Annotated in this window: 8 protein-coding genes; 7 read left to right on the top strand and 1 reads right to left on the bottom strand. The window is 43.3% G+C overall.

Going from position 1 to position 11,197, the window contains the following annotated elements; genetic code table 11:
• The first annotated feature begins 185 nt into the window (after nt 1–185).
• From QF117_RS03810 to QF117_RS03800, 3 genes are all read left to right on the top strand, one after another.
• Nucleotides 186–1,553: a serine hydrolase domain-containing protein gene (locus QF117_RS03810; protein ID WP_282384751.1), complete on the top strand. Its 1,368-nt coding sequence runs from the start codon at nt 186–188 to the stop codon at nt 1,551–1,553.
• Between the two features lie 25 nt (nt 1,554–1,578).
• Entirely contained in the window at nt 1,579–2,934 is a 1,356-nt protein-coding gene (locus QF117_RS03805) for a serine hydrolase domain-containing protein (RefSeq protein ID WP_282384750.1), read from the top strand.
• Between the two features lie 73 nt (nt 2,935–3,007).
• Nucleotides 3,008–3,787: a hypothetical protein gene (locus tag QF117_RS03800; RefSeq protein ID WP_282384749.1), complete on the top strand. Its 780-nt coding sequence runs from the start codon at nt 3,008–3,010 to the stop codon at nt 3,785–3,787.
• Between the two features lie 245 nt (nt 3,788–4,032).
• Here the strand turns inward: QF117_RS03800 and QF117_RS03795 are convergent, their stop codons facing one another.
• Nucleotides 4,033–4,749 carry a hypothetical protein gene (locus QF117_RS03795; protein ID WP_282384747.1) on the bottom strand — a complete coding sequence of 239 codons (717 nt, stop codon included), beginning with the start codon at nt 4,747–4,749 and terminating at the stop codon, nt 4,033–4,035.
• A gap of 766 nt (nt 4,750–5,515) precedes the next feature.
• Between QF117_RS03795 and QF117_RS03790 the strand changes: the two genes are divergently transcribed.
• The 4 genes from QF117_RS03790 (at nt 5,516) to QF117_RS03775 (ending at nt 10,940) form a co-directional block, all read left to right on the top strand.
• Entirely contained in the window at nt 5,516–6,649 is a 1,134-nt protein-coding gene (locus QF117_RS03790) for a DcaP family trimeric outer membrane transporter (protein WP_282384745.1), read from the top strand.
• 342 nt (nt 6,650–6,991) lie between these two features.
• Nucleotides 6,992–8,035 (top strand): helix-turn-helix domain-containing protein, encoded by a 1,044-nt coding sequence (locus QF117_RS03785; RefSeq protein WP_282384743.1) that lies wholly within the window; start codon nt 6,992–6,994, stop codon nt 8,033–8,035.
• Nucleotides 8,036–8,343: 308 nt separating this feature from the next.
• Complete coding sequence (locus QF117_RS03780) at nt 8,344–9,909, top strand: amidohydrolase family protein (protein WP_282384740.1); 1,566 nt, start codon at nt 8,344–8,346, stop codon at nt 9,907–9,909.
• Between the two features lie 278 nt (nt 9,910–10,187).
• Nucleotides 10,188–10,940: a hypothetical protein gene (locus QF117_RS03775; protein WP_282384739.1), complete on the top strand. Its 753-nt coding sequence runs from the start codon at nt 10,188–10,190 to the stop codon at nt 10,938–10,940.
• Nucleotides 10,941–11,197: the final 257 nt, after the last annotated feature.

Raw genomic sequence — 11,197 nt, 5'->3', positions numbered from 1 at the left:
AAGGTCATCCTCATTGAGCGGATGACCTTCTCCAACCCACAAAAACGTGACCTAATCACCAATATTGACTCCAACCCATCAAAACTGTCGAAGTGTCACCAAATGACCCATCACTTTGTCGGGTAAATCGTTATATTCATTCACGTTTTAATGTTCCGTAAAATTGTCACTAGATAGGAAAAACAATGAAACTAAAACCCCTCGCTTTACTTGTGTCTGCACTTGCTTCACCCGCCTTTGCAAGCAGCTCAATTGAACAGCCATTAAACCCAGTAGAAGCGGCTTTAAAAGCTGAAGGCGCAATGGTAAGCCTGCCAGTTGAAGCGGCAAAGGAATCATTTACACCTGAATTTGTTGATGCTGCACGTGCTAACTTCAACAACTTCCACTGGCAAATGGGTGGCGACCACTCTATGTATTACAACATGCATATGAGTGAATTCATGCCCACAGCTCTCGCTTCTCCAAGTGAAGAGTATAAGCCTCTGGTAAAGGCCATTAACAAAGATCTTGGCAACATCAAAGTAGTCACAAAAACCAAGGGTGAAATGACCATGGATCAGTACGTGAATGATCCTCAATTCCGTACTCAAGGTTTCATGCTGATCCATGAAGGTAAGATTGTTTATGAAGCCTACCCTGGTATGAAGCCAACTGACCGTCATATTTGGGCATCTTCTGCAAAAACAACTGTTGGCCTTGTGACTGCGATGTTGGTTGAAGAAGGAAAAATCGATCCTAAGAAACCCATCACCACTTACATTCCTACGTTAGTTGGAACCGTTTGGGATGACGTCACTGTGTTGGATGCGCTAAACCACACTACCGGTCTAGATAACGAAGAAACGCTCGAATCAATCCTTAACCCAGATTCTCCTGTTGTTCGATTCTTTGCGTCTGCATTCGGTTCACCACGATACTCAACCGGTGAAATGGAAGGTTGGACAGACGTAGCACGCGACACTCAAAAAATTGACGGCGAAAGTGCTGGCGAACACTTTAGATACGCCTCAATGAACACCATCGTGCTCACTAAAATGATTGAAAATATTGAGAAAACAGCGTGGACTCAAGTATTTGAAGATCGTGTTTGGAGCCACGTAACGGCACGTCAGCCAATGCTATTTAACCAAACTCCAGACGGTATGGCGATTGCCGTAGGCCTAGTGGAAACCACTCTTGAAGATAAAGCGCGCTTCGGTACGTTATTTACTCCTAGCTGGGAAGCGGTAGCGACTGAGCAAGTGGTGACTCCTGCGATCATCGACCGTATCCGTAACAGTGGCGACAAAGCAACTTACGAAGGTACGACTAAGCAAGCAAGCTCTGTGGGTGCATTTAACGAGATGTCTGATTACCAATCATACCAGTTTGACTACGTTTTCGACGATGGTGCTATGGCGAAAAGCGGCAACCTAGGTCAGTTCATCTATGTTGACCCAGATCGTGATTTCGTTGGCGTTGTGTTCTCTTCTAACCCATACCACTCAGGTTACGGTGAAAGTAAAGCGCCAGCACTAATGCGTTCAGCGGCTAAATACCTAGCAGACTAATCATATTTTTAAAAAAGGAAACAGAATGAAAATCAAACATATCGCCCTATTGGTTTCTGCTCTAGCGGCACCGTCTACTATGGCTTCTGAAAATCCAGTTGCTGCAGCACTAAAAGCGGAAGGCGCAATGGTAAACCTACCAGTTGAAGCGGCAAAAGGTACTTACACCAATGAGTTTGTTGCAAGTGCACGTGAAAACTTTAATAACTTCCATTGGCAAATGGGGGGCGATCACGCGCTTTACTACAGCATGAACGCCGAAGAGTTCTTGCCATCAACACTGGTTTCTCCAAACGAAGAGTATAAGCCACTAGTTAAAGCACTGAACAAAGATCTGGGTAACATCAAAGTCGACACCAAAGCTAAGGGTGAAATGACGATGGATGAGTACCTCAATGACCCTCACTTCCGTACGCAAGGTTTCATGTTAATTCATGAAGGTAAAATCGTATACGAAGCATACCCAGGTATGGAGCCAACAGACCGTCACGTTTGGATGTCTTCTGCAAAAACAACCGTAGGCGTTGTTGTCGCAATGCTCGTTGAAGAAGGCAAAATAGACCCTCAACAGTCAATTACAAAATACGTTCCTGAACTAAAAGACACCGTTTGGGATGACGTTCGTGTACTAGACGTGCTAAACCACCAGACTGGTCTAGACAACGAAGAGACTCTGGCTTCTATCATGAACCCTGTCTCTCCTGTTGTACGCTTCTTCTCTTCTGCATTTGGTGTTCCAAGCGCAGCGACTGGTGAAGTTGAAAGCTGGATTGCAGTTGCTCGTGATACAGAAAGACTTGAAGGCGAGAAGGCAGGTGAAATCAACCGTTACGCATCAATTAATACCATCGTATTAACGAAAATGGTTGAAAACATCGAGAACACAACTTGGTCTAAAGTGTTTGAACAGCGCGTTTGGGGCAAAATGACGGCTCGTCAGGCTGCATCATTCAACATTGCACCAGACGGTATGGCACTCGGTCTAGGCTTACTTCACACGACTCTAGAAGATAAAGCACGTTTCGGTACGCTATTTACTCCTAGCTGGGAAGCCGTTGCGACGGAGCCAGTCGTTAAGCAAGAAGTGATCGATATCATCCGCAACAGTGGTGATAAGGCAACTTTTGCTGGCCACACTAAAGAAGCAAGTTCAGTCAGTGCATTTAACGAAGCCGCTGATTACCAATCTTACCAGTTCGATTACATCTTTGATGATGGCGCAATGGGCAAAAGTGGCAACCTAGGTCAGTTCATCTATGTTGACCCTGCTCGTGATTTCGTTGGTGTTGTATTCTCAACTAACCCTTATCACTCAGGTTACGGTGAAAACAAATCTCCAGCACTCATGCGTTCTGCTGCTAAATACCTAGCGGACAAATAAGAATTGTTCAATCAACAAGCTTGATAGGAATCAAACTCGCTTCATGGACGAAGCAAACTAAGAAGAAATAATAATGAAAAAGTTTGCTTTATTAACACCCCTAGCACTTGCACTTTCAACGCCGATTATGGCTGAAGAATCAAACGCAATTGATCCTGCTGACGTCACTAAGGTTTATACACAAGGCGCTGTATTAATCAATGGTAGTTCAGACACGTTATTACAAGGCCAAGTATCTGGTGGTCTGGATAATGGACAGCAGTTTGCTCTACTTGCCGAAGCTACCTTTGTCGATGGTGACGGTGATAAAAATGATTTTGGCGCCGATTACAGCAACTCTCGTTTTCAGTACTTCCATGTATTTGAACCCGGTTTCGAAGCCATCCCTAAAGTTGGTGTGTCTCTAGATTACATCAATACACGCAATGCGATTAAAAATGACCTGTTGTCTGTGGGTGCAGTTGCTGCGATTAACCCGGCGCTGACCGGTGGCCTTTTAGTCTTTCCGCGATTGGGCGCAATGACAGGGACAATGGAAATCCCAGGCTTAACCGATGATAAAGATGATCTGCTCGGGTATTCGGCAAGTCTGATTACAGCAAAACACATTGGCAAAAGCGGTGCTTATGTCTCTGTTGTACCTGAGTGGATGGACCTTTCTGGTGATGATATCGACATGCAAAATTTATCGGTTAAAGTCGCACTTAATGTGCCACTCAACAGCAACCGTACTTGGTGGCTGAATACTCGCTACGATTTCGTTAAATCAAGTGTCGACTACAAAGACACAGCATTGGCGGGCACCGGAGAGTGGCAAACAGAAGCATGGCTTGGCGTTCGTTACTACTTCTAATGAGCACACCACCTGGATAGGTTAATAAATATAGCCTTGAGTGTCGCACTTATTAATAGGCTAATCTATCACAGCGAACACTGCATACTGATTGCGTATAATAAAACAAAGCGTCCAATTGGACGCTTTATTTTTATTGTGCGAAATAGCTTACTGTTTTAAAAATGAGTATTTTTAACACTCATTTATCGCGGGGTTAAATTTAAAAGAAGATCAACAGTGTAATAACAGAGCACTTTCAAATACTATCGATTAAACTCATAACGGTAGTTAACGCTCAGCTTCTCTTCACTACCATAGATTGTACTATCAGATGCCATACCAAACAGATTAAAAGAATGCTGTTTGTTAATTCGGTAACTGACACCTGCACCAGCCCAGTAGATCCCAAGATCTTGAGAGCCTTGCGTTGTGCCTAAAAATGCCATGGTTGTCCAATGTTCTGACCACGGTTTAAACGCAAACGCCCCGACATATAACGCATGACTCGTCACAGGGATAAACACAGCACCATTGGGCTCTACTGAGATATCGTGGTCGCGAATTTCACCATCGTTGTAGCTATAGCCACCCATGATAAAAGGTTGCCAACCACCCGGTGTAAAATCAAAGTAACTTAGAGGCACGAAGGTGCCCAAATTGTATGAGGTGTTATGAGAGTCATCCTCATAAGTCGTCTTACGGAAATTGAAGTTCAGTATCCCAATATCAAACAACCACGATCCCCCCAAGCTCCACTCGGAAGCGTCTTGGTTTATGGTCGCATTGATCATGCGAGCTTCATCTAAACCCAACGAGCCAGATATGGTGACATCATCACCAGAGAAACCAACACCGGCCTTGGTAATGACCTTGGTTGGATCTTCAGGGTTTTTTTCACTTTCAGTATTTTCAGCAGACGAAAATCCCGACGTCATCGCCAAGGTTAACGCAAGTGAATAGAGCGGTAATTTTTGTAACACGTAAGATACCTAAATAATGGGTTAAAAATGATACCAAAGCATAATTGTGCATTTTGCTATCGTGACTCAATTGTGTGGATCTTATCGTGAACGCCAAGGTGTAGACAGGTCTTTTGAGGACTGTTTTGCCAAGTTTAAACAGAAAATAGTTGCGACAAATATTGGTAAACCCCTTTACAGTATCGAGAGGTTTCATGGGGTTGGTTTTGTTGGTGGGCTTATATATTCTTTCATTATTTTGCTATCAAATCACATCACTTCATAAGTAAAAACGAACCAGGTATACACCCGCGTAAATCGGCCGTTATTCAGTTGTCTTTTATGGATCTAGATCACCTACTCACCGCATTGATGTCACCAAAAGACCTATGTAGCGTGGCCATTTAATCTTACTCTACGACGACAATAATGCCTTATTAACACATTGAAATTCGATGGCATTTTGAAAATGGTGCGCTGTAAATTACGCCTAGCGAATTTTTAGTCATACCAAACAACAAACGTTGGCTTCTTATATATGAGGCCACTTTCTTATACCAATTACAGCCAGTAAGCGATCGGAAATAACTTAGGGTCGGAAATAACTTAGGATCGGAAATAACTTAGTAAAACGCTGGATAACAAGGCAGGATTTTCATTAAATCATTATTTTACAATCAAAAATTCTAACGCCGTTATCGCGTGTTTTTACACGCTAGAATGACCGATTATTTGCTGTGATTGGTACTATTTCATTCAACTGTCCAACAAGCCAATAAACACTCTTATGAATATGAAAAAATTACCTTTTCTGGCACCTTGGTTGATCGCAACTTCCGCAACGACACTTGCCACACCGGCGCTATCGGCCAATGAGACGGAATACTCTTTCGGTGGTTCGATTAATACGGTTTTTCTCTTCGATAGTAATGTATCTGGAGCGGGAGTTAATATTCCTGCTGATGCCTTATATAACAAAGAGACTTATGGCGATAATAAAATTGATGCCACACTGTCTCAGCTCAGTGCGGGTGCGAAGCGTACTTTGAATGATGGTTCAACTGTCTCGGCGCGCTATGTAATGGATTTCAATGCTAAGAATGATTCATCTGTGTCGCCACGTATACGTGAAGCATATCTGCGTTGGAATAAGGGTTCTGGTCAAATCACTGCGGGCCAAACCTGGTCAACCCTGATGGACCTCAGAAACTTGCCAATCTCGGTGACCGAAGCGACATTAAGTGGCGTGGCATTTATGCGCCAACCGCAACTGCGCTGGAGTCAATCGTTTGATGCCTTTAAATATGAGGTGGCCATTGAGGATGGTAGCAATGCCGATATTTTTAGCTCAGCCGATGAAGACGTCAAGCTAGACAAATCAACCCTTGACTTAATTGCGGCCGCAGATTGGGACTTCTCCGCGAACGGTCACGTTCGTCTAACCGGTTTGTTGAGCGAAAAAACATTGCATAAGGGCGAGAAAGAACATGATGAGCTAGGTTATGCGTTACAGCTGTCTACGGTTTATAACATTACTCCAAAAGATAAGATTTCTTTAATTGGTTTCCATGGCAAAGGGGTGGATCGCTACGTTCTTGGCGTTTCCCAAACTGGAGCAACATGGAACAGTGACGACCAAGAGCTTGAACTGCGCACAGTAGATGGTGCAATGGCGGCGTATACCAGAACGTGGCAACCTGATTTACTGTCGGTGTTTGGCGTTGGTTCAGCGGAAACGGACCCCCTCGAATGGCAAAAGGATACCTTCACTTATACGCGATACGCGATGGCCAACATCATCTGGGAAGCCTACAGCAATATCTATCTAGGTTTAGAATACAACTACTCTTATTACGAGCGTGATACTGGTGAGGAGCTTGATAATCATCGTATCGCAGTTGGGGTTAACTGGAAATTCTAAGTGGTCAGTGTTTTAGTTTTTCTCTAGGCACATGAGTGTCCGACTTGAAGATGCCTCTGTGTTGACTGCGTTTAGTCGCTTGCTATCAACATTGGGGCATTTTGGGGTGATCCTGCCCATATTCACTTCAACGGATAAAAACGGTCGAAGTGTCAACAAACAAAACAGTACCTTGCGCAATGGAAAACCTGAAACACCCCCACATTGTCATGAAATGACCTAGCATACACAACAACCCCCTCGTATCCTGAGCGATAATGAAAAGCACTAGCCAATAAATAGAACGGTTAAAAATAGTTTTCAAGGAAGAATCAATTCATAAATGAGATGATTTATAGAAAAATGAAAGTGTCCAACGCTTCTTCTAAAGACATATTAACGCCTGCCCAAAAGGGTAACGCTAACACAATAACTAGCCCGTCACATAATATCGAGTTTTCGATTAGCTCGTATAATAACCTGGCACCGTTCATCCGATATTTTGAAAAAAAAGGATGGGACTGGTTTGCCATCGCTGCGCAATCACAAATGCCCCAACTTACGCCAGACTCCACTGACCATTTAGTCACAAAAACCCTCATGAGTTTCATCAGTATGATGGCGAAATCCTATGATGAGAACTTAGGCTTTAATGTTGCAAAGCAACTTTCGTTAGAAAGCCTGCCGGATAGTATTGCCCATGCGGTTAAAAATAGTGACAATCTAAGCGCTTTCTTATCTGCTCTAGTGCCCGCATTTCAAACTCTCAGCAACCATGTCGTGTTGTGGGTGGAAAATATTGAAGGCCGCTATTTCCTTTGCCATCGAGGCAACTTCCCACCAAGTACCGCTGGGCAATTCCATGTCGAGCAATACCGAACTCTTAGCCTGATTAGGCTGCTTCAGTCTTTCATTGATCCAGACTGGAAACCCGACATTCTTTGGATGAACAACAACAGTATCACCAACCACAAAATGTTTAAGTCACATGTTCAATGTCAATCTAACATTCGCACTAATAAGCATTTTGGTGCCATTGCGTTACCAGAAAACTTTGTGTACCGAGCCAGCATCAAAACCGAAACGAACCACAAATTAGACCTCACTCAAATCATTAGCAGTTACGCTCTGCTGCCGCAATTTTCAATTCGTTGGTTCTCGAATTTAATCAACATGAGTACGCGTACCGTTCAACGTTACTTAGATAAGCAAAACGTTAAATTTACCGAAATAAAAGATCAAATCAGGCACAATCATGCCATTACACTCTTAGCACAAGATACCGATCGATCTATTTCAGATATCGCTTTTTCCTGCGGTTACACTGACATTGCCAATTTCAATCGTGCATTTAAACGATGGGAACATGTAACAGCAGCCAAATATAGAGAGCGTTGTCATTCCTGACCATCTCACTAATTCCAGAATCCCTTTCGATTTTAGCCTATTGGTCTCGCTGAGTGACCATGCCAATACTCAGCGATTACTTTTGCACGCTCCCATTATTTCTGCTCACTTCTTCTCTATTTTTATGCCTTTCTCCTCTCGCTCCGTCTTGTTACCAAATGGGGCTGACTATTTTTGGCGGTAACTGACCTACCTCATCCCAATATTGTCGTCTATATTTACATCAACTTAAGAAGAACCACATTTTACCGAACTTTAAAATAACGCCCCCTACACTGGGTTTAATAGAGAATAGGAACTAATTGAAAATGGCAACATTACCTTCATTTATAAAAAAAGCATCGATACTGAGTTTAGGGCTCTTATCACCATTGGTTATTGCGGCAAATTACGACGTCGTTATTCTAAATGGTCGAGTGATTGACCCAGAGACAAACTTCGACTCAGTGGCTAACGTTGGGATTAAAGACAACAAAATCACAGCGATTACCACCGATGCGATCTCAGGTGAAAAAACCATCGATGCCACAGGAAAAGTCGTTGCACCCGGATTCATCGACGTTCATGCTCACGGGCAAAACATTGGTGACTACCGCATGCAAGCAATGCAAGGCGTGACAACAATGCTGGAACTCGAATCTGGTGTTTTGCCGATCAGTGACTGGTATGCAGGTCAAGCAGAAAAAGGGCTACCACTAAACTATGGCGCCGCAGCTGGCTGGACATATGCTCGTATCGCCACGTTCAGTGATACTCAACCGCAAGCAACAGCAGGCTATTTTCAACAAGCGCAATCTCGCAACGACTGGAAAATGGATATCGCTACACCAGAGCAAGAAGGCAAGATCATCAAATTGATTGAACAAGGTCTTGACGAAGGTGGATTAGGCATTGGTATTAACGCCGGATACGCACCTGGACATGGCCAAAAGGAATATTATGCACTCGCTGAACTCGCTGCAGAACGCGATGTAGCCACTTACACCCATGTTCGTTATGCGAGCAATGCCGAGCCACAAAGCTCTTTTGAAGCAGTCAAAGAACTTGTCGGTAATGCTGCAATTACTGGTGCTCACATGCACCTTTGCCACATTAACAGTACTTCGTTAAAAGATATTGAATCCATTTTGCCAATGGTCAATAAAGCGCAAGACAAAGGCATCAATGTGACCGTTGGTGCTTACCCTTGGGGTGCTGCGAGTACCGTTGTCGGTGCTGCCATGTTTAGTGGTGACGGATGGCGTGAACGCATGGGATCAACCGCTGAAAACTTTCAGTTGGGTGTAGACCGTATGACAGAAGAACAACTCGCCGAGTATCAAGCAAATAAACCAGGTACGTTCATTGTTTGGCACTTTTTAGACGAGCAAAACCCAGATGATCTTGCTTTGTTAGATGCATCGATTTTGAACCCAAATGTATTGATTGAATCTGATGAGATGTTCTGGATGCACATGGATGAAGAAGGCCACATTGACAACTATGCGGGTGACGAATGGCCGCTTCCTCAAGAGCTTTTTTCTCACCCAAGATCAAATGGTACGTTCGCTAAGGTATTGCGAGTTTATGTCCGAGAACGCGGCTTATTAACTATGTCTGAAGCATTACGCAAAATGACACTCATGCCAGCACAATTGATTGAAGACTTTGTCCCACAAATGAAACATAAAGGTCGTATTCAAACCAATATGGATGCAGATATCGTGGTGTTTGACCCAGACACTATCGCAGACGTAGGGACTTACCAAGATCCGAATCATCCAGCAGTAGGCGTACATTGGTTATTAGTTAACGGCAAAATCGTTGTGAATAATACAGAACTAGATACAGCAGTTAACGCTGGGGAACCGATCCGTCGTGACATAGTAAAATAATCCACTTAACGGAAAGATCTTAGTCAAGTCGTTAATGTAAATATCGTTTATGTAAATATCGTTTATGTAAATAAAGCCAGTAAGGTCTCCTTACTGGCTTTTTCTCGTTCATTGCTTTGTGTTGGTAGATCGCCATCAAGAGCATCCATTTAATATCACCTCAAATTATTAGTTAGGGAACATTATTACAATGCACTAATGATTTTGGCGCAAAGTGACCTATATCGTATTTCGGGCATTGGTTATAGTTCATCCCACACAAACATAGGAGAACAACCATGAACACTTTTACTAAAACCATTCTTGCTACGACGTTACTTTGCTCTGGTATGAACCTTGCGCTTGCAGACGAGTCTACTGAAAAAGTTGACCCTTCAAACCTAACTGCTGTTAATACTTCAGGGTATGTGGGTATGAATAATCAGGGCGATGTAAAACTATCTGCCTCTCTGGGTTTCGGCTTAAAAAATGGTCAAATGGCAATGAGTACCATCGAAGGAAGCATGGATAATGAGGGCAAATATAAAGATAGCCGACTTCAGTATTTCCACGTATTTAACGTCGGTAACCCAGTTGTGCCAACAGCGGCTGCATCAATTGATATTATTGATAACACCAACTTTACAACGGCTGCTGTCGGTGCTGTTGCGATGTTCAAGCCTGGTGTAGAAAGCCTAACTATCTTTGGTCGCGTTGGCGCGTTGGCGGGTGAATACGATGAAGGTTTTGCCTCTGCGATGGGTGAAACAGATACAGATATCGTTGGTGGTATGGCGGCGGCTTATTTTTCATGGAAACCGGGTGCTGATGGTACTTACCTGATGCTATCACCAGAATACACCTATATGGACGGTAGTATTGAAACGTCAACGCTGAAATCATCAATCACTGTCGGTACACCGTTATCCGCAGATGGAAAACGCTGGGGACAGTTCAAAATTGAAAATACAGTTGGTAGCATGCAATCTACCCACCAAACCGTCGATATTGATGACACCGTTGCGTGGGCATTTTACAAAGTCTACTTCTAAGGCCTAATTCACCTTAAAATAGTTCGTTAAAAAGCAGGGATGCTTTTTACTTCCTGGCTCTGAATAGTCAATCCATTCGACAATGTTACAACAAGATCAATCATCAATTTTCTTCCCTTTCTTTTTACGGTTCAGAAATACAGCACTTATAACCGCCCAATGGGTTATACCCTGATTCTGCTATATCCTCCTAACTATCCTTTTATTTATCCTCTTAATTCTCCTCCTAATTATCCTCTTCAATTTTTAGCACATAC

Origin of the sequence: Vibrio sp. YMD68, from assembly GCF_029958905.1 — a bacterium.
Taxonomy (GTDB): domain Bacteria; phylum Pseudomonadota; class Gammaproteobacteria; order Enterobacterales; family Vibrionaceae; genus Vibrio.
The sequence above is the reverse complement of the archived record's forward strand: the minus strand, read 5'-3'. Positions and strand labels throughout refer to the sequence as shown.

Excerpts from the sequence above, each read along its gene's own strand:
- QF117_RS03810 (WP_282384751.1), top strand. The coding sequence starts at position 186 with ATGAAACTAAAACCCCTCGCTTTACTTGTGTCTGCACTTGCTTCACCC.
- QF117_RS03805 (WP_282384750.1), top strand. The coding sequence starts at position 1,579 with ATGAAAATCAAACATATCGCCCTATTGGTTTCTGCTCTAGCGGCACCG.
- QF117_RS03800 (WP_282384749.1), top strand. The coding sequence starts at position 3,008 with ATGAAAAAGTTTGCTTTATTAACACCCCTAGCACTTGCACTTTCAACG.
- QF117_RS03790 (WP_282384745.1), top strand. The coding sequence starts at position 5,516 with ATGAATATGAAAAAATTACCTTTTCTGGCACCTTGGTTGATCGCAACT.
- QF117_RS03785 (WP_282384743.1), top strand. The coding sequence starts at position 6,992 with ATGAAAGTGTCCAACGCTTCTTCTAAAGACATATTAACGCCTGCCCAA.
- QF117_RS03780 (WP_282384740.1), top strand. The coding sequence starts at position 8,344 with ATGGCAACATTACCTTCATTTATAAAAAAAGCATCGATACTGAGTTTA.
- QF117_RS03775 (WP_282384739.1), top strand. The coding sequence starts at position 10,188 with ATGAACACTTTTACTAAAACCATTCTTGCTACGACGTTACTTTGCTCT.